We start from the raw sequence: 26,131 nt of genomic DNA, 5'->3' as shown, positions 1-26,131 counted from the left end.
ACTCCGAAAGCTGGATCAGAAAACGTTACCGGCGTTCATCGCGAGATGCTCGACGATCGGACCGAGGGCGAGCGCCGGGAAGAAGGTCAGGCCGCCCATGATGAGGATGACGCCGACGACGAGGCCGACGAACAGTCCGCCGGTGGTCGGAAAGGTGCCCGTCGACGGCGGGATCGATTTCTTCTCCGCGAGCGAGCCGGCTATGGCCATGGCCGGCACGATCATCAGGAAGCGGCCGACGAACATCGCGCAGGCACCCGTCAAGTTGTAGAACGGGGTGTTGCCGGTGAGACCCGCGAAGGCCGAGCCGTTGTTGCCCGTCTGCGACGAATAGGCATAGAGCACTTCCGAGAAGCCATGCGGGCCGGCGTTGGCCATGGAGGCCACGCCCGTGGGCAGCACCACGGCCACGGCCGACCAGCCCAGGATCATCAGCGGCAGGATCAGGATCGCGAGCATCGCCATCTTGACCTCACGCGCCTCGATCTTCTTGCCGACATATTCCGGGGTGCGGCCGACCATCAGGCCTGCGACGAAGATCGCGAGGATGACGAACAGCAGCATGCCGTACATGCCGGCGCCGACGCCGCCGACGATGATTTCGCCGAGCTCGATGTTGATCAGCGGAATCATGCCGCCGAGCGCCGTAAAACTGTCATGCATGGCGTTGACGGCGCCGCAGGAGGCGGCCGTGGTGATCACGGCGAAGAGGGAGGACGCGACGATGCCGAAGCGGACCTCCTTGCCCTCCATGTTGCCGCCGGTCAGGCCCAGCGCCTGCAGCGTCGAGGTGCCGCTCGCTTCCGCCCAATAGGTGACGGCGACGCCGGCCAGGAACAGCACGCCCATGACCGCGAGGATCGCCCAGCCCTGACGCTGGTTGCCGACCATGCGGCCGAACACGTTGGTCAGGGCAGCACCGAGCACGAAGATCGAGAGCATCTGCACGAAGTTCGACAGCGCCGTCGGGTTCTCGAACGGATGCGCGGCGTTGGCGTTGAAGAATCCGCCGCCGTTGGTGCCGAGCATCTTGATCGCGACCTGCGAGGCGACCGGGCCGACCGCGATGGTCTGCTTGGCGCCTTCGAGCGTGGTCGCCTCGACGTAGTCTCCGAGCGTCTGCGGCATGCCCTGCCAGACCAGGAACAGCGCGTAGACGATACAGATCGGCAGCAGCACATAGAGCGTGCAGCGGGTGACGTCGACCCAGAAGTTGCCGACGGTGCGCATCGAGGCGCGCGAGAAGCCGCGGATCAGCGCCACCGCCAACGCGATGCCGGTCGCCGCCGACAGGAAGTTCTGATGCGTCAGGCCGACCATCTGGGTCAGATAGGACAGCGTGCTTTCGCCGCCGTAGTTTTGCCAGTTGGTGTTGGTGATGAAGGAGACCGCAGTGTTGAAGGAAAGATCTTCGGCAACCGCGCCTTGTCCAGCGGGATTGAACGGCAACACGGCCTGGAGCCGCATCACGCCGTAAATGACGAGGAAGCCGCCGACATGAAACAGCAGCATGGCGACCGTGTAGGTCAGCCAGTGCTGTTCGCGCTTCTCGTCCACGCCGGAGATCCAATAGATGCCAGCCTCGATCGGCCGCAGCACCGGCGACAGGAACGTCCGCTCGCCGCCGAACACGCGCGTCATGTACCAGCCGAGCGGCTTTGTGAGTGCGACAATGACGACACAGAACAGAATGATCTGGAGCCAACCGATCATGGTCATGGAATCAACCCTTCAAGCTTGGTGTCCGCCGCAGCAGCGGCAGCAGCAGCGCCAGCAGGCCGGCGACGAGCACGGCGTCCGCCAGCAATAGTTCGACAATCAGCAGCACGGGTCAGAACCGCTCGGGCCGCAGCAGCGCGTAGGTGAGATAGACCAGCAGACCGAACGAGACGGCACCAGCGAGCGCATAATCGAAGATCATGGTCCGCTCCCTCACAGCCGTTCGCAGGCGTAGGTGTAGCCGATCGCAAGGGCAAAGAAGCCGAAGCCCAGCGCCAGCATCAGAATGTCCATCATGGGATTGCTCCTCGTTGCGCCCCAAGCGGACGCAACCTTTCTCGGGGGCCCGACGGCCGCGCGCAGAAGATGGAAGATATTTGCGCGGTGGCTGCCGGGACTTTCGACCGTGCTGAAGTGCCAGCGCGGGCATAGGTTTTCGAGATGAGGGCTATGGCGACGTTATAGGAATCTCATAAAGGCCGGGCGGTGGCTCGATTGAGCCACGATCTCGCCAAATGTCCCGCTGGCTCCCCGCGAAGCCGTGGCAATCGCATAAACATTCGGCCAAGGTCGTCATGCCCAGGCTTGTCCCGGGCATCCACGTTCTTCGCGCTGCCGTGGATGGCCGGGGCAAGCCCGGCCATGACGACGTGGTGCCTCTCAGTGCCCCTTAGCCCACATCTCATGCCATGGCTTCACGAGACGACAGCGGTTGATGACGCCCCTCACGTCCCACCCGCTCACTTATGAAATTCCTATATCTCGCCCCCGATCCCCATCTCGCTTTCAAATGCCCTCCCCGGCCATCTTGGCGGTGCCGGCCGACTGACCGACGCCAGTTCCAGGAGGTCAGACATGATCGCCATTCTCCGACGCCTCGACCCACCTTCGCTCAGCCAGCACCTTCGCGCGGCCGCAGGGATGACACGCCCGTTGATGCTCGAAATCATCGACAAGGCCTGCCCGCGCGTCCGCTCGCTCGGCCAAAGCGAACGCACCACACGCCTCATGCGCCTGATCGATGCCGGGGCCTGGGCTGACGGGGCGCTGGCTCTGCTGGAGCTCGAGCTGCCGCTATGGCAGGTCCGTCGCATCGCCTATGATGAGGGCGAGTGGCATTGTGCACTATCGCGCGAACGCGAGTTGCCGGATTGGCTGGACGCCGCGGTCGAGGCGCGCCATTCCGACCTGCCGCTGGCTCTGCTGTCGGCCTTGGTCGAGGTCCGGGCATTGGCCGCAGAGGTGACGCGGCCGAGCGTTCCTTCCGTTCGCCCACTGCGGGATCGGCTTTATGAGCCGCTCGCCTGCGACAATTTCGGCTGAAGCTATGACAGAAGGACCCTGGACATGCCGGTGCTGCCACAACACGCTGAACAACCGCCGCACTGGGCTGAACGTCGGCCCGCACAATCGAAAGTGCGCAGCGCCCAGCTCAGGCATCTCGCGCGGCCTGTGCTGGCCGTGCTCTCGATGGGCAGCGTGCTCACCGCCCTGATCGCGCTGAGGGCCGCCATCCATCTTTGGCAGCTCCACGCCTGACGGGGACCGACCACCATGCCGTTCCTCAAGGGAAATCTGGAGCAGATGGTCACCGTGACCATCCTGACCATGACGCTGAGCCTGATCTGGGGGGCGATCCTGACGCTCGTGATCACGCTGGTGGCGCGCGGCCTCGGCGTCTAGCTTCGCCGTTCCGCTTCGATCAGCCGCGCCAATTCCGCCGCGGTGACCTCGATCGGCCGGCCGCTGCGCTCGACGCGGGCCTGGATCAGCGCGCCCTGGAGGGCCGACGTGCAGAGCACGGCAAGCGTCTCCGCCCGCGACCTGGCAAACCCGTCGGCGACGAGCTTGTCGCGCAGGAGCGATATCCGCGCCGCATAGGCCTTGCGACCGGCCTCGGAGACGGCCCGTTCGCGCGGCGCAAGCTCGAGCAGCACGGTCGTGATCGGGCAGCCGTTGCGGAAACCGGAGACCTGCATCCAGCCTGCCAACAGTCTCGCGTGGGCACGCAAGAGCTCGGCGGTCGAGCCGCACTGCTCCGCAAGCTGGGCGACCGTCGCCGCGACGCGGCGGCCCGCCTCCTCCACCGCCGCCACCGCAATCGAGGACTTTCCGTCCGGAAAGTAATGGTAGAGCGATCCCTTGGGCGCTCCGCTGGCTTCGACGATGTCGTTGAGGCCCGTCCGGGCAAAGCCCTGGCGGCGGAACAGCGTCACCGCGGCATTGATGATGGGCTGGCGGTGTTTCGGCACGGCCGGCATGGCGCTTTCCCCCTCGTACGAAATTATATTGATTGGTCTACATCAGCCTCCGACAGTCAAGACTGGTCCATGACGGGAGAGGCAAATGGCAGTCGGAGTGAGCTTCGAGGTGAACGATGGCGTCGCGCGGATCGGGCTCGACGACGGCAAGGTCAATGTGATGTCGACCAGCATGCTGGCCGCGATCGGCGCCGCCTTCGACCGGGCCGAAAAGGAAGCCGAGATCGTGGTGCTGCGCTCGGCACGGCCCGGCATCTTCTCCGCCGGCTTCGATCTCAAGGTGTTCGCCTCGGGCGATGCCGCAAAGAGTCTCGAGATGGTCCGCGCCGGCGCCGAGCTGGCGCTGCGGCTGATGTCTCATCCGCACCCGGTGATCGGCGTGATGGAGGGCCATGCCTTCCCGATGGGAACGTTCCTGCTGCTCGCCTGCGACGTCAGGCTGGGTGCGCGCGGGCCGCACCGCATGGGGCTGAACGAGGTCGCGATCGGCATCGCGCCGCCGAGCTTTGCCATCGAGCTGGCGCGCAGCCGCCTGCATCCGGCCTGGCTCAGCCGCACCGTCACGCTGGGTGAAATGTACGAGCCCGAGGATGCGCTGACCGCAGGCTTCCTCGATCGTGTGGTTCCGCCGGAAGCCATCGACGACGCCCTTGCGGAGACCATCGCAGCGCTACGCGCCATCCACAGGCCGTCGCACGCGATCGCGAAGAAGCGCCTGCGCGAGCCCGCGATGGATGCGATGCGCGCGGCGATCGACCGCGAGTTGACCAGGGCTGCCTACGCGGCGAGCAATCGCGCCCGCAGCGCCGTGGCGGTGCCCGGTTGAAGCCACCTGCCCCCTCGGAAAAGACCCGGCGATCTGGCGCAACTTGGGGGAAACGTGTAGATCGGTTTCATGAGCACAGGCAATGTCAACGTCGTCGCCCACCCCCTGGTCCAGCACAAGCTCTCCCTGATGCGGGAGAAGGATCGCTCGACCAAGAGCTTTCGCGAGATCCTGAACGAGATCGGGATGCTGCTCGCCTACGAGGTGACGCGCGATTTGCCGCTGGAGCTGGTCGAGATCGAGACACCGATCGCGCCGATGCGGGCGCCCAAGATCGCCGGCAAGAAGCTCACGCTGGCGCCGATCCTGCGCGCCGGCGTCGGCTTCCTCGATGGCATGCTGGCGCTGATGCCCTCCGCGCGCATCGCCCATATCGGGCTCTACCGCGATCCCGAGACATTGCAGGCCGTGGAATATTACTTCAAGGCGCCGCAGGACCTTTCCGACCGCACCGTGATCCTGATGGACCCGATGCTGGCGACGGGCAATTCGGCCTGCGCCGGCGCCTCCCTGCTCAAGGCCCGCGGCGCCCGCGACATCCGCTTCGTCTGCCTTCTGGCGGCGCCCGAGGGCATCGCGCAATTCCAGAGCGAGCATCCTGATGTGCCGATCTGGACCGCCGCGATCGACGAGCGGCTCAACGATCACGGCTACATCGTGCCGGGCCTGGGCGATGCCGGCGACCGGATGTTCGGTACCAAGTAGACAGATTTGCGCGATCGGGTTACTCCGCTTGCCATGAGTACCAATGCGTTTTCGCTGCAATCGCTGATCCGGACAGAGGCCGCCGCTGACCCCGCCTTCGTCTTCGACGGCACGCCGGTCTCGCGCGCGCAGTTCTCGGAGAAGGTTGAGCAGACCGCCGCCTGGCTCGCTGCGCAAGGCATCGGCAAGGGGGACGTGGTCGCGGTCTGGCTGGTCAACCGGATCGAGTGGCTCGCGCTGCTGTTCGCCGCCGCCCGCTGTGGTGCGATCGTCGCCGCGGTCAATACGCGTTACCGCAGTGCGGAAGTCGCGCATCTGCTTCGGCTGTCCGGCGCCAGGCTGATGGTGGTCGAGGCCGCATTCCGCTCGATCGATTTTGCCGCAATCCTTGCCGGCATCGCCAGGGATGAGGTGCCCGCTCTGCAGAAGCTCGCAATGGTCGGCGCGGACGCGATCCCCGCGCATTGGCCCTGTGTGCGCTTCGATGCCTTCGACGGATCCTATCCGCCCCCTCCCCAAGACGACATCGACCTGCCGGTGCTCCTTTACACGACATCGGGCACCACCAAGGGACCGAAGCTCGTGGCGCATTCGCAGCGGACACTGGCGGGCCATGCCGTCACCGTTGCCAAGGCCCTGAAGCTCTCACCGCAGCGTCATGCGCTGCTGGCCATGCTGCCGTTCTGCGGCACCTTTGGCATGACCAGCCTGCTCGGCTTCGTCGCAGCCGGTGCAACCATTCATGTGCTCGATGCCTTCGAGGCGGCACCGGCGCTGAAGATTCTCAGCACGCAAGGGATCACGCACGCCTTCGGCTCCGACGAGATGTTCCGGCGCCTTCTCGCCCTCACCAATGCGCCGCGTCCATTCCCGCATCTGGAAACGTGCGGCTTCGCCGCCTTCCAGCCCGGTTGGCGCGAGCTTGCCGCGGAGGCCGAGGCGCGCGGCCTGCCGCTGTTCGGCCTCTACGGCTCGAGCGAGGTCCAGGCGTTGTTCTCGATCGCGCGGCCTGGCGATGCCTTCGCCGACCGCATCGAGGGCGGCGGCTGGCCGATGTCGTCCGACGCGCACGTGCGTGTGCGCGACACCGAGACCGGCGCGCTTGCGGCCAGCGGCGTCTCCGGCGAGATCGAGATCAGCGCGCCGTCGCGCTTCCTCGGCTATTTCAACAATCCGGAGGCGACGCGCGAGGCGATCACCGCGGACGGGTTCTTCCGCACCGGCGATATCGGCCGGCTGCGTGGCGACGGCTCCTTCGTCTACGAGACCCGCGCGGGCGATGCCATGCGGCTCGGCGGCTTCCTCGTCGCGCCCGGCGAGATCGAGGACGAACTCAAATCCTGTGCCGGCGTGACGGATGCGCAGGTGGTTGCAGTCGATCTGAAGGGCCAGGCGCGCTGCGTCGCGTTCGTGATTCCTGCAAGGGAGCCGCCCATGCAGGAGACGTTGATCACGCATCTGCGCCAGCGGCTCGCCGGCTACAAGGTGCCGGCGCGAATCTATCTCGTGGATTCCTTTCCCGTCACCGACAGCGCGAACGGCGTGAAGATCCAACGCGCCAGGCTGCGCGCCATGGCGATGGAGCGGATCGCCGCCGAATAGCCGCGCTATTTCAGGTAGCTCGCGAGATTGATGCTCAGGATCTTGGCCAGCGCCGAATAGGACGCGGTGAGCTGTGCCTGGTAGGTCGACAGCTGCGCCGTGATGGCGGCGACGTCGACACCGGTGAGGTCATTCGACAACGTTTCGGCATAGCTCTTGTAGTCGGCCTGGCGGGCACTCGCCGTCTCGATCGAGGACGCCGCATTCGAGAGCCGGGCCTGCACCGCGGCGGTGTCGTCGAGCGCCATGCCGGTAAGATCGAGCGCGCTGGAAATGTCCGAGGACGACAGCGTGGTGCTGTTCGCGACGAATTTGAGGACCCGCATGACCTCCTCGAACGCCGAATTGTCGGCGGTGACGCCGTACGACACCGTCTCATCCGAGGCAACCCGAACCGAAGCGATCTCGTCGTCGCCCTCGTAGTAGCTGGTGTCGGCCGTCGTCGTCGAACCGGTCCCGGACGAGAAGCTCGTGAGATCGACCGGCGCCGTATCGGTCTTGCCGCCGGCGAACACATACTGGCCGTCGTATTGCGTGTTCATCAGCGAGCCCATCTCCTGCAGCATCTGCTGGGCGGTGGTGATCACCGAATTGGTCTCGGTCGAGCTGCCGGTCGAAGCGGCGCTGAGCTGGGAACGGAGCTGGGTAAGGATGTCGGTCATGGAGCCGATGGCGGAATACATCACCTGGATCCTGCTGTCGGCGAGCGTCGCAGCGTCGACATAAGACTGTGCACGCGTGACCGAGACCTGGAGGTTGACGACATGCTGCGCGTCCGAGCCGTAACCGCCGAAATCGGTCGAGATCACCCCCGTCGATTCCTGGATCTGCTTGTTGGCCATCACCGACTCGACGCGCATCGCGTCCGCGATCATCCTGTTCGACTGCGCGAAGGTGGCGACCCGCATCGCGACCATGAGCGTGCCCCCGGCTGTTACGATTGAACGGCGGACAGCAGCGCCGAATACATGGTGTTGACGGCCTGGATCAGCGCGGACGCCGCGGTGTATTTGTTCTGAAGCGTGCTGAGCTTGGCGGATTCCTCGTCCAGGTTGACGCCGGATTGCGAGGACAACGAGTTGGCATAGGTCGACTGCGCGGTTTCCTTTGCCGTGTAAGTGTCAGACGCCCGCGACGCCTTGCTGGCGACGTCGGCCACGATGGCCGAGGCATAATCGGCCAAGGAGCCGGTGGTGGCCGCAAGGCCGCCGGTGGATGCGAAGGTCCGGGATTCCGTCAGCGCGTCGTAGAAGGCGTTGACCACGCTGGTCGAACCGGACGACAGCACGCTGCTGCCGACGGTCAGGCTCGACGAGGAATCCAGCGTCGCGAGCTGAATCTCGTTCACCCCGGACAGGATCTTGCTGTTGACCGCGATATCCGCCGCGCTCGTTCCCGTCATGAGGTCGTTGAGGCCGAAATACTCCGAAAACCCCTCCCCCGCGCTGCCGACCGAGCTCGTCATCTGGTTGACGGCGACACCGTTGCCCGAGCCGGTCGCCGCGATCGAGAGATGGCCGTCTGCATCGATCGAGGCCGACAATCCGGAAATGCCGTTGATGGCGGTGACGAGGTCACCGACCGTGGAATAGGACGACAGCTCGAGATCGCCGTACGAGACCAGATTGCCGCCCTGGTCGGTAACGGCAAGACGCACCGTGCCCGAGGCGGACAGCGCCGTGCCGCTGGTGACGCTGGCCGTACCGGTGAGGCTGGTCGGCGCCGGCACTGCGGACGCGCTGTTCGAGACGCTGTTCATCACTGAAGCGAGCTGCTGGGCAAGCTGGTCGAGCTGGGACTGCGCGTCCGGCAGCGTCTTGTCGCGCAGCGTGATGAGCGCCCCAATGTCTCCACCCGATATCTGCGAGGTGATGTCGACACCGTTCACCGTGATCGCACTGAAGCCGCTCGACGAGGAACCGGCGGTGTACGTCGTCGACGCCGTCACGTTGGAAGCGGCCGTATAGCCGATCTCATGCGTAGAGCTGTCGACCAGCGCCTGGCCGGACTTGGTGTAGATCTGGATATCGCCGTTCGACGCGGTGAAATAGTTGACGTTCATCTTCGAGGCGAGGTCCTGCAGCGCGGTGTTGCGCTGGTCCTCGAGGTCCGCGGTCGACTGGCCCGCCGCCGCCGTCTGCTTGATCTCTGCGTTCAGATCCGCGATCTGCTGCAGGTCGGTATTGACGTCGTCGATCGCGGACGCGATGTCCTGGTCGGCGCCGGCGCGGAGCTTCTGGATGCTGCTCGAGGTCTCCCGCAACTGACTGGCGACATCATCGAGTGCGCTGACCACGTTGGATTGCAGAGAGGCGCTGCCCGGCGAACTCGCCAGCGACGACAGCGCCGATTCCAGCGAGGCGATGCTGTTGGCGAGCGAGGTCCCTGTTGACGATGAGTCGGTGCTGCTGGTCGATCCGTAGAGCTTTCCGAGCGACGTCAGGTAGGTATTCGTGGTGTCCGCCGATCCGAGCTCGGAGGTCGCGGCGATCAGCGATTTCAGCAGCAGCTTGTCGACGGTCGAGGTGATGCCCGTCACCGTGACGCCGGTGCCGACGCCATTGGTCACGCTGCTCGACTGGTTCGCGGTCTTCGCGGTATAGCCGGTCGTGTCGGCGTTCGAGATGTTCGACGACGTCACGCTGATCTGCACGGACGTGGCCGAGAGCCCGCTGAAGGCGATGGATCGCGCGATATCGAGTGACACGGCGGCCTCCTCGGCTGGTCAGGCGCTGCGGCTGGTGCCGCTGGAAACCGCGCGAGCGGCGAGCCGGCCGGAGGCGCCATAGGGCGACACCGCCGCGATCTGCTCGCGGATCGCCTGCATGACCGCCTCGATCCGGCGGTTGCTGGCCTCGATCGCCGCCCGCAGGCGCAGCAGGTTCTCGTCCATCGCCGCACGCAGGTTCAGGATCCGCTCCAGGAGCTGCTCGCGCAGGATGCGGTCCCTGACGTTCAGGTTGGTGTTGCCCGCCGCGCATTCCGCCACCGTGCGCTCGAACATCTCTGCCAGCCGGTTCTTCTCGTCGACCTGCTTCAGGCGCGAGGCGGGCAGGCCCTTGGCGAGCTCTGCATTCTCCGTCGCAACCAGCGCGGTCAGCGTATCGATCAGCGTGATCAGCGACTTGATCCGGGCATCGCTCATCCCCGCGGACTGGCTGTAGGCCTGATTTTTGGCTTTGCTTTCGGTTTGGACTAGGGTCATCGTCATCGCCTTCTAATTGTGCGGCTTGCCGCGGCCGGCTTGTGAACTGCGCAAATAGGCGCCGATCGCGGTCGTCCTGGCGGTTGCCTGTTTCATCTGCCCTTCGATCTCAGCGCATTCGCGCAGGAGGCCGCGGCGAACCATCTCGAAATCGTCGAGGAGCGCGAGCAACTGCTTGCGGTCACCGCTCCCGACCGTCGCGGCCCGCGCCACCAACCGCCGCAGCCGGCGCAGCAGCGCTTCTCCGGCAGCACTCGCGCTTTCGCCCTGCATCGCTCACCTCATCGCCGAGATCAGCGTGTCGTACATCTTGTTGACGGTGGAGATCACTTGCGACGCTGCGGAATAGGCCTGCTGCGCCGAAATCATGCTCGAGAATTGGCTGGAGGTGTCGGTGGTCGACGACTCCAGCTCGCTGCCGTAGACCGTGCCCGCGCCGTTCTCGCCTGAGGCCTGTAACGCGGCGTTGCCCGACGTCACGGTCGCCGAATAAATGCCGTTGCTGGAAGCGGCCAGTCCGTTGGGATCGGCGAAGGTCGCGACCGCGATCTTGTAGATCGCGATAGTCTCGCCGTTGGAATAGGTGGCGTCGACGACGCCGTTCTTGCCGATCGAGATGCTGGACAGCTTGCCATAGGACAGACCGTCGGAATCGATGCTGGTGACGTTGACGTCAGGCGTGGTCTCGCCGGAAGCGTATTGGGTCAGGCCGTCGGTGCCTCCGACGGTGCCGAGATCGAGCGTGATCGTGCTGTCGGCGGCGCCATCGGTCCAGCCCGTCACGGCAATTGTCGCGGGATCCGGGCTCGTGCTGGCGAGCGATCCGTCGCTGTTGAAGGTGATGTCGATGGTGCCCGAGGCCGTGCCCGTCGCAGTCGTCGTGTCCGAGGCCGACGTCGGATTGGCAAAGCTGGCACTCCAGGTGTTGGTGCCGGTCTTGCTCCAGGTGATCTGCATCGTGTTTGCGGCGCCGAGCGAATCGTAGACCGTCATCGAGCTGGTGTAGGTATCGCCGGTTGCGGCATCCGAAGGCAGGTTCGCCGCGATCGTGGTCTTGGTGGTGGCGCTGCCGCTGGTCGATGCGACCTGGGTGTTGATCGCCCCGAGATTGCTCGCCGATTCACTGCCGACGACGTTGCCGTCCGCGTCGGTACGCCAGCCCTCGAGGTAATAGCCGTTGCTCTCGAGATAGCCGGCATTGTTGATCGAGAAGGCGCCGTTGCGGGTATAGGCGACTGTGCCGCCGGACGTGGCGTCGGTCACCACGAAGAAGCCCGAGCCCTGGATCGCGACGTCGGTGGCGTTGGAGGTCGCCGCGAGCAGGCCTTGCTGGGTGATGTTGGCGCGCCCCGAAACGGTGACGCCGCCCGAGGCGTAGGAGGTCGTGTTGCTGGAGGCCGTCACCAGCGCGTCGAACATGGCCGACGTCGTCTTGTAGCCGGTCGTGTCGGAATTGGCGATGTTGTCGCTGATCATCGACAGGGATTGGCTCTGGGCGCTGAGCGCCGAGATCGCCGAGGACAATGCGCCGGTGAGACTCATGATGAAACTCCGAGGAAATCGGGAACGTTAAGACAGGAACTTGGGATCAAGACGTGACGCCGAGGATGTTCGCGGCGCTGACGGCAACACCGTTCACCGTGAGCGAGGGCGTCGAGGTCGAGGTGTCGATGCCGGTCACCGTGCCGGTGACGGTCGTGTAGTTGAGCACCGAGTTGCCTGCGGAGTCGGTCGCGGTCACCGAGATGGTGTACTGGCCGCCGTCGGAGAGCTGGTTGCCGCCGGAATCCTTGCCGTCCCAGGTGAAGCTGTTGGAGCCGGAATTGCCCGTTCCCGTGCCGGTGTAGACGACGTTACCCGAGGAGTCCGAGATGCTGATCGAAACATCAGATGCAGCCGAGGACAGCGAGTAGCCGAAGCTCGCCGAGCCGTTGCTGAGTGTCGAGGTATCGGTCTTCGCCTCCACGGTGTGGCCGATATAGTTCACCGAGTTCAGCGTCACGAGGCTCGAGAACGAACTCGCCAGCGACGACATGTTGGAGTTGATCGACTGCTGCTGGGTGAAATTGGCGTAGGAGGTGAGTTGATTGATGAAGTCGGTGGTCGAGGTCGCGTTCAGCGGATCCTGGTTCTGAAGCTCGCTGACCAGCAGGCTGAGGAAGTCGCTGGACGTCAGCGACGACGAGGACGACGCGCTCGACGACGATGTCGTGGTGGTCGCAGTCGTTGCGGAACTCACGGCGGAAACGGTCATCAGAAACTCCGGCTTTCCCGCGCTGCCGGCGACCAGATGCCGGCCGGCGCGCTTGAAATCTGTGTGCTGATGAAACGGGTGGGCGGGCGGATTCAGGCGCGGATTTACCTGCGCGAAAACCGCTTTCGACACGGCAAAATCTGCCGTGTATGCGCGCTAGAATGCGATGATCAAATTAGTCCGTTGCTGCGACGAGGCCACACCACAACTTGCTTGCTCGCGAGCACGAGCATTAACGCCTCCGCGACGTCATGGCCGGGCTTGTCCCGGGCCATCCACGCGTCGCCGCGCAGCACGAAGAACGGGGATGCCCGGGACAAGCCCGGGCATGACGACCTCGCGTGGTGTTCGGTATCAGCAAGACGTGTCAGCTCCCCGCCGTCTCACCTTCCGTGCGGGGCTCGGCGGCATCGTCCTTCATCTTGGCAGCAGCGGCGACGATGCGGTCGGCGAGGCCTGCGGGCGCGCGGACGGTCGGCGCCGCAAGCGCGCGGCGCAAGGTGATCGCCTCTTCGAGCAGGGCCTGCGCCGCGGGCGATCGCGCCAACAGCTCTTGCGCAGGCACGCGCCGATCCTCGGGCCAGCGGGAAAGATCCTCGCCCAGCCGGTCGATCAGTTCCTCAAACTTGGTGACGTCCATCGCCTGCCGATCCTGCTTCGGTCAGGCCTGTCATAAAGCATTGCAAGCGCGGCGAAAACCGGATTTCGGCGAACTGCGGCGCCAAAAGCGCCCGCAGCACTACGGACGACGGCGCAAATGGCGGCCCGGATGATCGCCGAAACGCACCGGGTTCGGCCGGAGCCGTTCAGCCACTGCGGGCCATGTCGGCCGGCGCGCCGCCTCCGCTGCGCGAGGCGGCATCGACGAATTCCCAGGCCTCCCGAAGCTCGGAGAGCCCCGCGATGATGCGTGCGAAACTCGCGCGCGCGTGCGGACGGCCGAACGCCTTGAGGCTTGCCAGGATCATCGCGTTATAGGTCTGGAACACCTGTTCCGCCACCGCGCCGCCCTTGGCGAAGTCGAGATTGTGGCTCAGTCCGCGCAGGATTGCGGTCGCCCTCATCAGGTGCTCGTGCCCCTCCTCGAAGCGGCGCGCTTCCTGTGCGGCCAGCGATTTCTGGAGAAAGGTGATGGCTCCCCCCAGCAGCATCGAAATCGCCTTGAGCGGCGGCACGCTCATTGCCGCGCCCCGATAGGCCTGGTTGGCCATGTACGCCATCTGGTTATGCATCATCGATCACTCTGTCTCACACGATCAATCGCTCGAGGAGCTGTTCAGCAATGCCTTGAGATAAGTCAGCGTGCTGTTGGCGCTCTCGATCGCCGCCTGGTACTTTGCGTATTGGGTCTGGAGCTGCGACTGCAGCGTTGCGGCCGCACTGTTGATGTCGTCGACCTTTTGCTGAAGATCGTCATCGCGCGTGGTCAGATTGGTGATCAGCGTCTGCAGCACGCCGGTCGAGGACGCGTAGTTCTTGGCGATCTGATAGAGCTGCGTCGCAATGCCCGAGGTCGACGTCACCGTGATCGATTGGGAGGTCGACCCGCTGTAGGTGAAGGCCATGCCTGCATAGATCGAGCCGGCGGCACCGATGATCGTGGTGCCGCTGACCGTGAACAGCGTCGAATCGCCGCCGACCGACGCCGAGGTGAGGTTGCCGTCGGAATCGACTGCCACATCCAGCGTGAAGGATTGCGGCGACGTCCCGGTATTGACGACGCTGAGCTGGCTGGACGACGTCGTGGTCTGCGCCGACAACAGCTTGGTCACGCCGCTCAGATCAGCGCTCAGGATGTCCGACAGTGTCGAGGTGTCGAGCTCCAGCTCGTTGCTCTCGTTGAACGACAGACCGAGATCGGCCATGGTCATGCCGCCGATCGTGCTGTTCAACGCATTCTGGAGCGCATCCATGATGTTGCGCATCGTTCCGTCGCCGAACAGGACCGCGCTCGAATCCGCCGTGCCGTCGGTGGCCGTCGCCTGCTGGGCGATGACCTCGTCGCGAAAGGCGTTGTAGTTGGTGACGAACGTCTCCAGCGCCGACTGGATCTGGCTGGTGTCGGTCTCGATGCTGATGTTCAGCGACGTTCCGTCCGGCGTCGCCTGGAGCAGGTTGAAAGTGACCCCGCTCAGGACGTCGGAGATGTCGTTGGTGTCGCGGGTCATCGAGATGCCGTCGAGCGTGAATTCGGCCGACTGCGCCTCCTGGATGACGTTGGTGAAGCTCCCCGAGCTGTCCGTGACGCCCAGCTCGTTCATGATGTCGTCGCCGGACGTGCTGGAATAGCTGATATCAGCCGCATCCTCCGTGCCGGTCAGCACCATCTGGTACGAGGTGCTGGACACCTGCACGATCGAGGCCTGGACATTGGTCGTCGAGGTCTGGGCGTTGATGGCATCAACGATGTCCTGAAGCGACATCGTGCTGGTGACGGAGATGTCGGACGTGGCACCGCCCTCCAGGCCGATCGAAAACGTGCCGGAATAGCCGAGCTCGTCGGTCTGGCTCGATTGCGCCGTGCCGGACACCTTGTGGGCTGTGGCGAGCTGGCTGATCGTCAGCGTGTGGTCGCCGGTCGCCGCCCCGCTCTTGATCGTCATGGAGAGCGCCGAGGAAGCGCTGACATCCCCGGTCGAGCTGATGCTGGCGGCGCGCGTGGCAAACGCGCTGGTGGACAACGAGTTGACCACCGCGGTCGAAAGCGAGGCCAATCCCGAGTACAGCGTCTTCAGATCGCTCTGCAGCGTCTGATAGGCCGAGATCTTGGCCTCGTTGTTCGTGATCGTGGTCGATATCGTGTCCGCCTGCGCGGTCTTCGCGTCGACGGCAGCCTGGATCAGCGCCGACCAGTCGATGCTGCTCGAATTGGTGGTCCCGCTCGTGGTGACGGAGACACCCGAACTTGTGCTGCTGCTGGTCGAACTGACGGAAGCCACTGTGCGTATCTGTCCCTGGCAGGAAGCGGGCCGGCATCACGCCGGCCCGCTCGTCTCGTCATCAGCCCAGCAGCTTGAGCAGGTACTGGGGCATCTGGTTCGCCGCGGCGAGTGCCGACACGGCGGCCTGGGTCTTCACTTCCGCGGAGGAGAGCTTGGACTGCTCGGCCGCGATGTCGACGTCCTTGATCGCCGAATTCGCCGATTGCAGGTTCTGGGTTTGGGTCGAGATCGAGTCCGCGCTGAAATTGAAGCGGGATTCCTGGGCGCCGATGCTGGCGCGGGCAGCGGAGACCGTGTCGATCGCCGTGTCCAGTGCGGTCAGCGCCGAGGTCGCGTTCGACAGCGTGCTGACGTCGAGCGAGGACACGCCGAGCGAAGAGGCCGTCAGGCTCGTGAGCGTGATGGTGATGGTATCCGAGCCCGACGAGCCGACCAGCACCGAGACGCCGGAAGCGAACACGCTGGAGCCGTCGAGCAGGCTCTGGCTGGAGTAGCGGGTGCCGGACGCGATCGAATCGATTTCGCTCGTCAACTGCGTGAATTCCGAGTTGATGTAGGCGCGGCTGGAGTCGGTCGTGGTGCCCGACGCGGATTCGGAGGCCAGCGACTTCATGCGGGCGAGGATGTCGGAGATGTTCGAGGCGCCGCCGTCGGCGGTCTGCAGGATCGCGTTGGCCTGCGAGGCGTTGGTCGCGGCCTGCTGCAGCGTGGTGACATCCGAGGAGATGCGGGTCGAGATCGCAAGACCGGCGGCGTCGTCGGATGCCGACGTGATGCGGGAGCCGCTCGAAAGCTTCGAGAGCGAAGAGGTCTCTTGCGACGAATTGATGTTGAGGTAACGAACCGCGGCGTTGGCGGCGGTATTGGTGTTGATTGCGGGCATTGAGAGCTCCTGTGCTGATGGGCATGGCGTGCCGCATCGTTGAAATCGGCTTACGACGACGCGGACCGCAGCCCCGTCCGTTCGCTCAAACGACGGAGCGCAAGGAGATCAGGCGCGAAAGTTTTCGCGAGGCGATTTTTATGGTTAGCAGTCGGTAAACGCGGTGCGGATGTCGCGCTCGTGCTTGCGCAGGAGCTGGCGAAGCTGCTGGCGTCCGCGCTTGAGAAGCGACTCGACGGCAGCCACCGTCGTGTCCATCACCTGGGCGATCTCGCCGTTGCTCATGTTCTCATGATACGAGAAGATCACAGCGATGCGCTGCTGCTCGGGCATGCGCTGCATCGCCAGTTCCAGCATGTCGTTCAGCTCGTTACGAGCGATGATCTCGACCGCGCCGGGCTGGCCGTCGGCGACCTCAGGCACGGTCTCGACGTTCTCGTTGCGCGGCTTGCGGCGCAGATCGATGCAGCGATTGGAGATGACACGGTAGAGCCAGGTCGAGAACTTGGCGCGGCCATGCTGCCACCGTCCCCGGTGGCTCCAGACCTTGAGCATGGTGTCCTGCACCACGTCCTCGGCGTCCGCCGCGTTGCCGACGATGCGTAGCGCGATTGCGTAGGCGCGATCGATGTGACGCTCGACCAGCATGCGGAAGGCGGCCTCGTCGCCGGTCGCGAGTTTGTCGAGCAGTTCGCTGTCTTCATCATAGACGACATCGTCGGCGACAGGTGCGCTGTCCGGCGCGAGCGGCACCGAGGCCATCATCGGCACCATCGCTTCGGCTGGCACCGTCGTCGCAATCGCGGACTCGGCGGGCGTCATGACATCAGCAGCGTAACTCATCCCGCAACCTCCAACCCACAATGCCGGGGGCGCACATGCCACACGGCTTCCAGGCGTTGAACGCAGGACCAAAACAATCCAGGCGAAGAATTTTTGTTATTTTTCAAGATGTTACCTGGCATCTTTTGCCGGGCGTCGGGCAATAATTGCCGATAGCGCGATGCTCTCGCGCTTCAATCCTGCAATCATCACATCGTCTCGCGCCATGACAGATCATCCATCCTGAACAGATGTAGCAGTAAGAAAACGCAGACATTACGCGGCACTAGGTGATCGCGTGCAACGCGCGCGTGGCGCATCAAGAAGCGATTGTTTCCGAGTGTGAATGAACGCGAGACAGCATCCGCACTCGGCAATTTTTTCCGAATCACCTTTTTCGAACCTACCGATTTTTTTGAATCTGTCAGTCGCGACGAACGCGATTTTGAATCGCACGAGAACTTTTTTGCATTTGCGGCGCCTGACTCGACGCGGACGCACGTTCAGCGTCCTGATGGGCGGGGAATTGCAGCATGAAGATCGCAACAGTCGGCGCCGAGCGTCGCGCGCAAATTGTTTCTGCTTGGTCGTTCGATGTTTTCGATACGTTTCTGCTGCGTGCATGCACGACGCCGGATGGCGTGTTTGAAAGGACTTACGAGCTATCCGGCATTTCACGATCTTGTCCGAATGTTTCCGCGAGTTTCGTTCAGCATCGCATCCAGGCCGAATCGCGCGCGCGTCGAATCGCGAAGGAGAAATGCGGCGCGGGCGAAGTGCGCATCGAGCAGATCTATTCCTGTTTTCCATTCAAGCTGTTCGGCCTTTCGCAAGCCAGCCTGAACGATCTGGTCGAGGCCGAGTTCGGCGCCGAGGTCGAGCTTTGCCGCGTCAACCAGGACATGCTCGGGCAATATCTGGACATGAAACGCGCCGGCCACCGCGTCGGATTCATCTCGGACACCTATTGGGATTCCGGCCGGCTGGCGCGGCTGCTGCGGGCTTGCCATCCCGGCCTCGCCTGGGACTTCCTCTATGCGTCCTGCGACCACGGCAGCGGCAAGAGCGACGGCTTGTTCGCCACCTACCTCTCCGAGCAGGGCATCGATGCCGGCGCCTCCTTTCACGTCGGCGACAACGAGAAGGCGGACATCAAGGGGGCGAAGCGTCACGGCATTCACCCCCGCTATTATCCGCAGGCATCAGCGCAGCTCGCCTCGAACTTTCAGCGCGAGACGGCACTGTTCGAGCTGCTGTGCGGCGGCGCGCCGGCGCGGCTAGATCACGGCGCGCGGACGCTGCGGCGCATGGTCGCCGCGCGCAGCGCCGGGAGGTCCCAGGCCTTCCAGCTCGGGCTGACCGTGCTCGGCCCTGTCATGACCGCGTTCGACGTCTTCGTGACGCGGCGCTGCGAGGAGATGGCGGGTCCAGGCCGCAAGGTCGTGCTCGGGTTTCTCGGCCGCGACGGTTTTCTGTCGCACCGGATCCGGCAGGAGCTGCATGGCGCCCCATCGGCCTATATCGAGATCAACCGTCGCGTCAGCCTGATCGCCTCAGCCGACACGATGCAGCCGCTCGTCGATCTGCTCGGCAAGGTGCTCAAGATCGACGCGCCGACCTTCCGCGACATGGTGAAGATCATGCCGGCGAAAGTTGCCGCTTTCTTTGGCGGCTTTCCGGACGGGATTGCCTCCGGCGAAGAGCTCGCCGAGGCGCTTCCCGGACTGATCGATCCCGCCGAGATCGTCGCGCTCGCCACGGGCTTGCGCGTCCGGCTGCTCGCCTATCTGCGCCGGACCATCCCCGGCTTCGACGACTGCACCGATCTCGTACTGGCCGATCTCGGCTATTCCGGCAGCGTGCAGAAGGCGCTGCGCCGCATCTTCGACCTCGAAGGCATCGAGATCCGCCTGCACGGCGCATATCTGATGTCGCTCGACGACGCCTTCGACGACCTTGCCGAACAGGACAGCGCGGCGGGCTTCATCTCCGACCTCGTCGTCACGCCTCACGTCAAGCGCATGCTGATCCGCAACGTAGCGCTGCTGGAGCAGATTTGCTGCTCCGCGGACGGTTCGGTGCGCGACTACGATCGCGGCGCGGTGCTGCGCGAGATCAATCCGCGTCCCCCGGAGCAGTTGGCGCTTGCCACGGAGATCCAGGCCGGCGCGCTGGCTTTCGCTGGCAGCGCGGACGGTGTCGCGCGCGATTACGATCTCGATCCCTATGCCACCCCCGATGTCGCGGCGCGCTGGTGCGCGGCGACACTGGCACGGCTCCTGCTGCTGCCTGATAATGACGAATTGGCGCTGCTCGGCCCGTTGAAGCACGACGTCAATCTCGGGACCGACGCGCTCGCGCCGCTGCTCGACGCGCCGTTCGTGCGCAACCAGATCACCGCCCGCGGCCTCTCGGCAGCCTGCACGGCGGCCGCGCCGCCCATGTGGCTTGCCGGCAGTTTCGCCGGCCTGTCACCATCCTACAATTATCTGTACGTGCTGTTCGGCGCCAACCGCCTGCCTGCCGACGTCTTTGAGGAACGGGCCTCCGGCCTGGTTCAGGTCGGACTGTTCCGCGCCGACGGCGGTGCAGCGCTGGAGGCGGCGACCGTCCATCGCACCGGGCTCGGCGAGCTGCGTCTGCGCATTCCCCTGTCGCGTCGCATGTCGATCTCCACGATCGCACTGCCGCTGGCGAAATTCGCGCCCGAAGGCCTGCTTCACGGCGTGACCCTGCAGCAGGGCGGCGACGTTCGTGACGCCGCCGTGAGCCAGGATGTTGTCGCGATCGCGACCGAACGGTTGATCTACGGCGGCGTGCAGTGGAATGGCGGCCATTATCGCGCCGAGACCGAAGATGGTTGCCTGCTGATCCCGGTCGCCCCGATGACACAGGAGATCGCGATCTATTCCGTCGCGATCACCCCGCTCGGAGCCGCCCCCAAATAGTGCGCCTGATCGCGCCGCCCCGGCCGTTGAAGTCCTGGGGCTTACGAGGGGGCACGGAAATTGCGGAACGCGACGCAGGCGAATCTTGGGCAGGTACTGCAATCCGGCGGCATCAAGCTCGGCCGGACCCAGCTCGACCGCCTGGGCTGGCTGATCGGCCAATACGGTGCGCCGGCGCTCGATGGCGTCGCGGACGGGCGGCACAACGGCGTCGCTATTCTGAGGGAGCCACTGAGCGGCGCGGCGGCCGAGCTGTTCTACCGTTCGCTCAGTCCCGCCTGCGCGGTCGTCATTCCCAGAAGCGAGAATCCCGGCTTCGACTTCCTCAAGTCCAAGCTGACCGAATTCGGCACCGTCGGCCCCTGCGGCGCCGACGGCCCGCACGAGATGTGGTGGGGCGGCATCGGCTGGTCGAGATTCCTCGCCGCCGCCGACGCCTCCACGCCCCGGCCGCGAATCGTCTCCTGCCATCCGCGCGGTGTCGACGCGGCCGCGTCCCTCCGCCTCCGTCATTTGCTCGAACGCCTGCAGCTCGATTGTCATATCGAGCCGATCGACACCCAACTCGACGACCGCCTGCTCTGCTTCGAGAAGGCGGAGTTCATGATGCGGATGTGGAACAAATATCGCGAACCACTGCTGTTCGTCGATGCCGCTGCGACCTTGCGCGAGGCGCCGCTGCTGCCCTCCTTCCTCGGCTGCGACGTCGCCTTGCACAAGTGGAATCGCTGGGAGATGTCGGCGCGCACGCTCTATCTCGGTCGCTCCGCGCATGCGGAACGGCTGCTTCGCGCTTGGCAGCAGCTCGCCGCCGCCTATCCCGCGATCTGGGAGGGCTATCTGCTGGACCAGGCCTGGAGTCTGACGTCGTCGCAGGTGCCGCTCGATACCGTGTGGCTGCCGCGCTCCTATCACGCGCTGAAGGGCGATCTCGGCGCCTCGCGCGCGACGATCCTGCATGACCAGCAGACGACGACGCTGGAGCTCGGTCCCGATCCCGGCTTCGCGAGCATCGTGCGCACCGCCCGCCGCGCCGGCCGCACCGGCGCCCGCGACGCCTTCATGGTGATGACCTCGAAGGCCGAGACCAGAGGCGGCATCGCCGTGATCCTGCGCGACGTCTCGGCCAGCGACGCGGGTGCGGTCGCCACGACCGTCGAGGCCGTGACAGGCGCCTACGCCGCCGATTGCGGCGGATACGGCCGGCTCGAGCTGTCGCTCTGCGCCTGGCAGGACGACGTCGGTGCCGCGCGGGAAGCCGCAAGCCTCGCACGTCACCGCATCCTGGAGATCGCGCCGGGACAGCGCATCGCCAACGACTTTTTCGCAAGCCACGCGTCCGACGACGCGGTCATGACCGCACGCCAGCTTTTCCCCTAAGGGACCATCACGATGCTCAAGACGATCATCCTGCTCACCGACACCGTGCAACAGCAGCAGCCGCTGGCCAATCTGCTCCGCGAGCATAATCGCGACCTCGTCTTCTGCTCGGCGCTGCGCGCATCGGACCTCAGTGCCATCGACCCTGACGTGCTGAGTGAGGCACGGCTGGTGTCGTTTGCCGCCGACGTCGCGATGCAGGAAAAATTCCTGCTCAGGCTCGGCTATGGTGCCTACAAATTCTACGCCACGCCGACACAATATCCGGGCCTGCCGCCGGCGCCCGACGAGAGCGAGGACGATCCGCACTGCTACTCCGTGATCGCGCAGTCGATGACGATCTGGCCGAATTTCAAGAAGGTGGTCGGCCTGGAAACGGTCACGATCCCAGATGGCACCGCTCCTGCCGAGCGCGAGCGGCTGGTGTTCTCCCGCCTCGCCCATCTGTTCTGGGGCATGTCGCACATGATCGCCGGCGAGGCGACGGACCTCCCCGGGATCATCGGATCCGGCGGCAGCCAGCGTCCGACGCTCGCGATGATGAACTGAGCTAGCGCACGGAGGCGCGAAGCTGCCCCGACAGAGCGTCGCGGTGCTCGGGCGCGGCGATCGCGATCATGCGGCGTGCCCGCTCGGCAAGGCCGGAGCCGCGCAATTCCGTGATGCCCCATTCGGTGACGATGGCGTCGACATCCGCGCGCGGCGTCGTCACCGTCTCGACATCGGCGACGATCCGGCTGGTCCCGTCGGGCGCCGTGGCGGGCAGCGCGATGATCGCTCGTCCGCCGGGCGACGCGTTGGCGCCGCGCACGAAGTCGAGCTGGCCGCCGATCGCGCCGATCGCAACGCCATTCAGCGTCTCGGAGTTGACGCTGCCGTCGAGCCCGACCTGCAGCGCCGAGTTGATCGCGACCAGGCGATTGATCCGCGCCAGCACGTCCTGGCCGTGCGTGTAGGACGTCGGTCGCACCGATACCGCCTCGTTCTCGTGCACGAAGCGGTAGAGCCGCCGCGTACCGATCACCTGATTGGTGACCGTAGTTCCGGCATCGATCCCCTTCTCTGCATTCGTCACCGCGCCGCGTTCGATCAGATCGACGACGGCATCGTTGATCAGGCCGGAATGGATGCCGAGATTGCGCACATGGGATAGCGAGGACAGGATCGCGTCCGGAATTCGGCCGACACCGAACTGCAGCGTGCTGCCGTCGGCGATCACGCTTGCGGCATGGGCGGCAATCCGACGCGAGACGTCATCGAGCGGCGGTGAGACCAGTTCAACGGGAGGCCGGCGCGCGGTCACGCGCAGATGGATCGGCACCTCGGCGGGCCATTCCGCTCCAAACGTGAATGGCGCATCCGGGTTGATCTCGGCGATGACGAGACGCGCGCCGCGCGCGGCGTCGATGACATAGTCGTTCGACAGGCTGGCGCTCAAGCGGCCGTCACCGGCTTCAGCAAGCTGCACCAGAACGACATCAGCCCTGTGGCGTCGCGCGGCGAAGTCGGCGCAGAAGGCGCTGTAGTTGCTCGGGATCACATCGAGCCGCCCCGCCCTGGCGAGCCGCCGCGCATTGCCGATCACGCCGTAGCTCTGGAACGCCACGTTGGGGGCACAAGCCACGGGGAACGTGTCGGAAAAGATCGGCCCAACCATCATGCGGAAGGCCGGAAGTCGCGCGGCCTGCTGCATCAGCGCCTGCGTCAGGGTGACGGGCTCCGCCGTCGCCTGCCCGCAGACGACGAGATCGCCCTCGCGGATCAGGCCGGAGAGATCGATCGGCGCCGAAGGTTCGGGGATCGCCATCTCAGCTCATCGGCGTGAGGCGCTTGGAGGACTCAGCCAGCAGCGTGCGCAGCTCGGTCTTCACGATCTTGCCGTAGCTGTTCTTGGGAAGCTCAGCGGTGAAGTAATAATGCTTCGGCCGCTTGAAGCGTGCGATCCACGCATTGCAGACCTGATCGAGCTCGTCTCGCGTGACTGCCTTGCCCGCGACGGGCACGACGACCGCCACGACCTCCTCGCCCCATTCCGGATGCGGCCGGCCGATCACGGAGACTTCGGCGACGGCCTCGTGCCGCAGCAGCACTTCCTCGACCTCGCGCGGATAGATGTTGGTGCCGCCGGAGATGATGACATCCTTGGAGCGGTCCTTCAGCGTGAGGAAGCCGTCGGCATCGAAGGCACCCATGTCGCCGGTGTAGAGCCAGCCGTCGCGCAGCGTATTCGCGGTCGCCTCCGGATTCTGCCAGTAGCCGGACATCACGGTATCGCCGCGCACGATGATCTCGCCGATCGCGCCCGCGGCAACATCGCGTCCGGTCTCGTCCACGGTGCGCACGTGCACGACGCCTTGGGCAATGCCGACCGAGGCGAGGCGCTCCTCATAGCGCGGGTGACCGGCGGCCGCATGCATGCGCTTCGGCAAGTGGGTGATGGTCATCGGCGTCTCGCCCTGGCCATAGATCTGCGCTAGCTTCGGGCCGAACACGCCGAGCGCCGCCTTGCAATCGGCGACATACATGGGGCCGCCGCCATAGATGATGGTCTTCAATCCCCTTGCACCCGCCGCTTCCGCCGCGACCGTCAGGCGCCGCACCATGGTCGGCGCGGCAAAGAAGGAGATGTTCTCGCGCTTCGCCGCGAGGTCCAGAATTTCGTCCGGCTCGAAGCGGCCGCTCTCCGGAATGATCTGCGCGCCCATGCCGAGCACATGCGGCACCATATAAAGACCTGAGCCATGCGACATCGGCGCGGCGTGCAGCAGCGCCTCGCCCGGGACGATCGGATTGATCTCGGCGAGGTAGTTCAGCGACATCGCCAACAGATTGCGATGGCTGAGCACGGCGCCCTTGGGGCGGCCGGTGGTGCCGCTGGTGTAGAATATCCAGGCGGGATCGGTGATGGCGACATCGGCGATGGCGATGCCATCGGCCTTTTCCAGCGCGCGGTGCTCGCCCGAGCCGATCTCGACGATGAGCGGCTTGACCGTCGCGAGCGCCAGCGCCTCCGATGCAATGCTCGCCATGTCCTCGGTCACGAACACGAGTGCCGCGCCGGAATTGTCGAGAATGAACGCAACCTCGCGCGGATGCAGTTTTGCGTTGATGGGAACGGCGACCAGGCCCGCATGCCAGCAAGCGTAGAGGCAGGCGACATAGTCCGGCACGTTCTTCATCAGCAGCGCCACGCGATCGCCCTTGGCGAGGCCGAGGCGTTGCCGCAGCGCGCCCGCGAGCGATGCCACCGTCGCGGCGAGCCGGCCGTAATCGGCGACCGGCGTCAGACCCTTGAGCAGGGCCGGCGCGGAGGCGTCCGCTTTGGCGGCACGCAGCAGATGATGAGCGAGGTTCACGGCGATCCCCCCTGAAGGCTCAGTCTAGTACGACTTGGCGAGCCCCAGCACCTTTTCCGCAATGAAGCTCAGCGCGAGCTGCGGGCTGACCGGCGCGATGCGCGGGATCAGCACTTCGCGCAGATAACGCTCGACGTGGAACTCCTTGGCATAGCCGAAACCGCCATGGGTCATTACGGCCTGCTCGCAAGCGTGGTAGCCGGCTTCACCGGCGAAATACTTCGCAGCGTTGGCGCCGGCGCCGCAGGGCAGGCCCTTGTCGTATTGCCAGGCCGCCTGCATCACCATCAGCCAGGCCGCCTCCAGCTCGACCCAATTCACGGCAAGCGGATGCTGGATGCCCTGGTTCTTGCCGATCGGACGGTTGAACACGACCCGCGTCTTGGCGTATTCGGTCGCGCGCGACAGCGCCAGCTTGCCGAGGCCGACCGCTTCCGCCGCGATCAGGATGCGCTCGGGGTTCATGCCTTCAAGGATGTACTGAAAACCCTTGCCTTCTTCGCCGATCCGATCCTCCATCGGAATTTCAAAATCCTCGAAGAACAGCTCGTTGGAATCGACGATCTTGCGGCCCATCTTCTCGATCTCGTGGACCTTGATCCTATTGCGGTCGAAATCGGTGTAAAACAGGCTGAGGCCGTGGGTCGGCGAGCGCACCTCCTCCAGCGGCGTGGTGCGCGCCAGCAGCAGGATCTTGTGCGCGACCTGCGCGGTCGATATCCACACCTTCTGGCCGTTGACGATGTAACGGTCGTTCTTGGCGACCGCCCGCGTCTTGAGCTGCGTGGTGTTGAGGCCTGTGTTGGGCTCGGTGACGGCAAAGCACGCCTTCTCGCGGCCCTCGACCATCGGCGGCAGCATGCGCTTGCGCTGCTCCTCGGTGCCGAACACGACGACGGGATTGAGACCGAACACGTTGATGTGCACCGCGGAGGCGCCGGACATGCCGGCCCCGGATTCCGCGATGGTGCGCATCATGATCGCAGCTTCGGTGATGCCGAGCCCCGAGCCGCCATACTCCTCGGGCACGCAGATACCCAGCCAGCCGGCGTCCGCCAGCGCCTTGTGGAAATCGTGCGGGAAGCCGCCGTCGTGGTCCTTCTTCAGCCAATAGGCATCCGGAAAGCCTTCGCAGATTTTTGCGATGGCATCGCGAATGGCTTCCTGCTGATCGGTGAGCGCGAAATCCATGTTCTTCGATCTCCTTCTTGGGAGCCGCGAGCTCCGT

The 26,131-nt window shown here is 65.0% G+C and carries 26 protein-coding genes; 9 read left to right on the top strand and 17 right to left on the bottom strand.

What is annotated here, in order from left to right; translation table 11 throughout:
• Positions 1-15: 15 nt before the first annotated feature.
• Both kdpA and RPS27_RS01540 read right to left on the bottom strand, forming a co-directional pair.
• Positions 16-1,719, bottom strand: coding sequence for a potassium-transporting ATPase subunit KdpA (gene kdpA / locus RPS27_RS01545; protein WP_211416160.1), 1,704 nt, complete (start codon positions 1,717-1,719; stop codon positions 16-18).
• A gap of 112 nt (positions 1,720-1,831) precedes the next feature.
• Positions 1,832-1,921 carry a K(+)-transporting ATPase subunit F gene (locus RPS27_RS01540; RefSeq protein ID WP_018641117.1) on the bottom strand — a complete coding sequence of 30 codons (90 nt, stop codon included), beginning with the start codon at positions 1,919-1,921 and terminating at the stop codon, positions 1,832-1,834.
• 653 nt (positions 1,922-2,574) lie between these two features.
• Between RPS27_RS01540 and RPS27_RS01535 the strand changes: the two genes are divergently transcribed.
• Genes RPS27_RS01535 through RPS27_RS01525 form a run of 3 tightly spaced genes read left to right on the top strand, consistent with a single transcriptional unit; the run spans position 2,575 to position 3,402 of the window.
• Positions 2,575-3,042, top strand: a complete 468-nt coding sequence (locus RPS27_RS01535) for a hypothetical protein (RefSeq protein WP_211416159.1) — start codon at positions 2,575-2,577, stop codon at positions 3,040-3,042.
• A gap of 24 nt (positions 3,043-3,066) precedes the next feature.
• On the top strand, positions 3,067-3,258 hold the full coding sequence (locus RPS27_RS01530) for a hypothetical protein (protein WP_211416158.1): 192 nt from the start codon (positions 3,067-3,069) through the stop codon (positions 3,256-3,258).
• A 15-nt stretch (positions 3,259-3,273) separates the two neighbouring features.
• Complete coding sequence (locus RPS27_RS01525; RefSeq protein ID WP_256438865.1) at positions 3,274-3,402, top strand: hypothetical protein; 129 nt, start codon at positions 3,274-3,276, stop codon at positions 3,400-3,402.
• Here the strand turns inward: RPS27_RS01525 and RPS27_RS01520 are convergent.
• A complete protein-coding gene (locus tag RPS27_RS01520) occupies positions 3,399-3,980 on the bottom strand; it encodes a TetR/AcrR family transcriptional regulator (protein WP_211416157.1) in 582 nt (193 codons plus the stop codon). The two genes, RPS27_RS01525 and RPS27_RS01520, sit on opposite strands and share 4 nt — an antisense overlap.
• 85 nt (positions 3,981-4,065) lie before the next feature.
• Here RPS27_RS01520 and RPS27_RS01515 point away from each other — a divergent pair, with 85 nt between their 5' ends.
• The 3 genes from RPS27_RS01515 to RPS27_RS01505 all read left to right on the top strand — a co-directional run bounded on the left by RPS27_RS01515 (position 4,066) and on the right by RPS27_RS01505 (position 7,113).
• Positions 4,066-4,806 (top strand): crotonase/enoyl-CoA hydratase family protein, encoded by a 741-nt coding sequence (locus tag RPS27_RS01515; RefSeq protein WP_313753853.1) that lies wholly within the window; start codon positions 4,066-4,068, stop codon positions 4,804-4,806.
• Between the two features lie 69 nt (positions 4,807-4,875).
• On the top strand, positions 4,876-5,511 hold the full coding sequence (gene upp, locus RPS27_RS01510) for a uracil phosphoribosyltransferase (RefSeq protein ID WP_106948511.1): 636 nt from the start codon (positions 4,876-4,878) through the stop codon (positions 5,509-5,511).
• Positions 5,512-5,544: 33 nt separating this feature from the next.
• Positions 5,545-7,113 carry an AMP-binding protein gene (locus RPS27_RS01505; protein ID WP_212067252.1) on the top strand — a complete coding sequence of 523 codons (1,569 nt, stop codon included), beginning with the start codon at positions 5,545-5,547 and terminating at the stop codon, positions 7,111-7,113.
• A gap of 5 nt (positions 7,114-7,118) precedes the next feature.
• Here RPS27_RS01505 and RPS27_RS01500 read toward each other — a convergent pair whose 3' ends face one another.
• The 11 genes from RPS27_RS01500 to RPS27_RS01450 form a co-directional block, all read right to left on the bottom strand.
• Positions 7,119-8,030, bottom strand: coding sequence for a flagellin (locus RPS27_RS01500; RefSeq protein WP_212067253.1), 912 nt, complete (start codon positions 8,028-8,030; stop codon positions 7,119-7,121).
• 17 nt (positions 8,031-8,047) lie between these two features.
• A complete protein-coding gene (flgK, locus tag RPS27_RS01495; protein ID WP_313753852.1) occupies positions 8,048-9,820 on the bottom strand; it encodes a flagellar hook-associated protein FlgK in 1,773 nt (590 codons plus the stop codon).
• Positions 9,821-9,838: 18 nt separating this feature from the next.
• On the bottom strand, positions 9,839-10,258 hold the full coding sequence (locus RPS27_RS01490) for a flagellar protein FlgN (protein WP_212067425.1): 420 nt from the start codon (positions 10,256-10,258) through the stop codon (positions 9,839-9,841).
• A gap of 72 nt (positions 10,259-10,330) precedes the next feature.
• On the bottom strand, positions 10,331-10,591 hold the full coding sequence (locus RPS27_RS01485; RefSeq protein ID WP_194404101.1) for a hypothetical protein: 261 nt from the start codon (positions 10,589-10,591) through the stop codon (positions 10,331-10,333).
• 3 nt (positions 10,592-10,594) lie between these two features.
• Positions 10,595-11,860 carry a flagellar hook protein FlgE gene (flgE, locus tag RPS27_RS01480; protein ID WP_194404102.1) on the bottom strand — a complete coding sequence of 422 codons (1,266 nt, stop codon included), beginning with the start codon at positions 11,858-11,860 and terminating at the stop codon, positions 10,595-10,597.
• A gap of 46 nt (positions 11,861-11,906) precedes the next feature.
• Complete coding sequence (locus RPS27_RS01475; RefSeq protein WP_212067255.1) at positions 11,907-12,572, bottom strand: flagellar hook assembly protein FlgD; 666 nt, start codon at positions 12,570-12,572, stop codon at positions 11,907-11,909.
• A gap of 367 nt (positions 12,573-12,939) precedes the next feature.
• Entirely contained in the window at positions 12,940-13,212 is a 273-nt protein-coding gene (locus RPS27_RS01470; RefSeq protein WP_212067256.1) for a hypothetical protein, read from the bottom strand.
• Between the two features lie 166 nt (positions 13,213-13,378).
• Complete coding sequence (gene fliS, locus RPS27_RS01465) at positions 13,379-13,807, bottom strand: flagellar export chaperone FliS (RefSeq protein ID WP_212067257.1); 429 nt, start codon at positions 13,805-13,807, stop codon at positions 13,379-13,381.
• A 21-nt stretch (positions 13,808-13,828) separates the two neighbouring features.
• Positions 13,829-15,511, bottom strand: a complete 1,683-nt coding sequence (gene fliD / locus RPS27_RS01460) for a flagellar filament capping protein FliD (RefSeq protein ID WP_212067258.1) — start codon at positions 15,509-15,511, stop codon at positions 13,829-13,831.
• A 61-nt stretch (positions 15,512-15,572) separates the two neighbouring features.
• Positions 15,573-16,397, bottom strand: a complete 825-nt coding sequence (locus tag RPS27_RS01455; protein WP_194404108.1) for a flagellin — start codon at positions 16,395-16,397, stop codon at positions 15,573-15,575.
• A gap of 144 nt (positions 16,398-16,541) precedes the next feature.
• Positions 16,542-17,240, bottom strand: coding sequence for an RNA polymerase sigma factor (locus RPS27_RS01450; RefSeq protein ID WP_212067259.1), 699 nt, complete (start codon positions 17,238-17,240; stop codon positions 16,542-16,544).
• A 512-nt stretch (positions 17,241-17,752) separates the two neighbouring features.
• Between RPS27_RS01450 and RPS27_RS01445 the strand changes: the two genes are divergently transcribed.
• From RPS27_RS01445 to RPS27_RS01435, 3 genes are read left to right on the top strand one after another with little or no spacing between them, the layout of a single operon-like run.
• Positions 17,753-20,167 carry a hypothetical protein gene (locus RPS27_RS01445; protein ID WP_313753851.1) on the top strand — a complete coding sequence of 805 codons (2,415 nt, stop codon included), beginning with the start codon at positions 17,753-17,755 and terminating at the stop codon, positions 20,165-20,167.
• 60 nt (positions 20,168-20,227) lie between these two features.
• The gene (locus tag RPS27_RS01440; RefSeq protein WP_212067261.1) at positions 20,228-21,547 is read left to right on the top strand and encodes a hypothetical protein; all 1,320 of its coding nucleotides are present in this window, start codon (positions 20,228-20,230) and stop codon (positions 21,545-21,547) included.
• A 12-nt stretch (positions 21,548-21,559) separates the two neighbouring features.
• The gene (locus tag RPS27_RS01435; protein WP_313753850.1) at positions 21,560-22,096 is read left to right on the top strand and encodes a hypothetical protein; all 537 of its coding nucleotides are present in this window, start codon (positions 21,560-21,562) and stop codon (positions 22,094-22,096) included.
• 1 nt (position 22,097) lies between these two features.
• On the opposite strand, the gene RPS27_RS01430 is transcribed toward RPS27_RS01435, so the two are convergent.
• The 3 genes from RPS27_RS01430 to RPS27_RS01420 are packed head-to-tail and all read right to left on the bottom strand — an operon-like array spanning position 22,098 to position 26,094.
• Positions 22,098-23,354 carry an acetyl-CoA hydrolase/transferase family protein gene (locus RPS27_RS01430; RefSeq protein ID WP_212067262.1) on the bottom strand — a complete coding sequence of 419 codons (1,257 nt, stop codon included), beginning with the start codon at positions 23,352-23,354 and terminating at the stop codon, positions 22,098-22,100.
• Between the two features lies 1 nt (position 23,355).
• A complete protein-coding gene (locus RPS27_RS01425; RefSeq protein WP_212067263.1) occupies positions 23,356-24,903 on the bottom strand; it encodes an AMP-binding protein in 1,548 nt (515 codons plus the stop codon).
• A gap of 24 nt (positions 24,904-24,927) precedes the next feature.
• On the bottom strand, positions 24,928-26,094 hold the full coding sequence (locus RPS27_RS01420; RefSeq protein WP_080134126.1) for an acyl-CoA dehydrogenase family protein: 1,167 nt from the start codon (positions 26,092-26,094) through the stop codon (positions 24,928-24,930).
• Positions 26,095-26,131 lie beyond the last annotated feature (37 nt).

This window comes from Bradyrhizobium sp. WYCCWR 12699, assembly GCF_032144035.1.
Lineage (GTDB): Bacteria > Pseudomonadota > Alphaproteobacteria > Rhizobiales > Xanthobacteraceae > Bradyrhizobium.
Note: the sequence above shows the minus strand (reverse complement) of the source record. Positions and strands in the feature narration are given on the sequence as shown.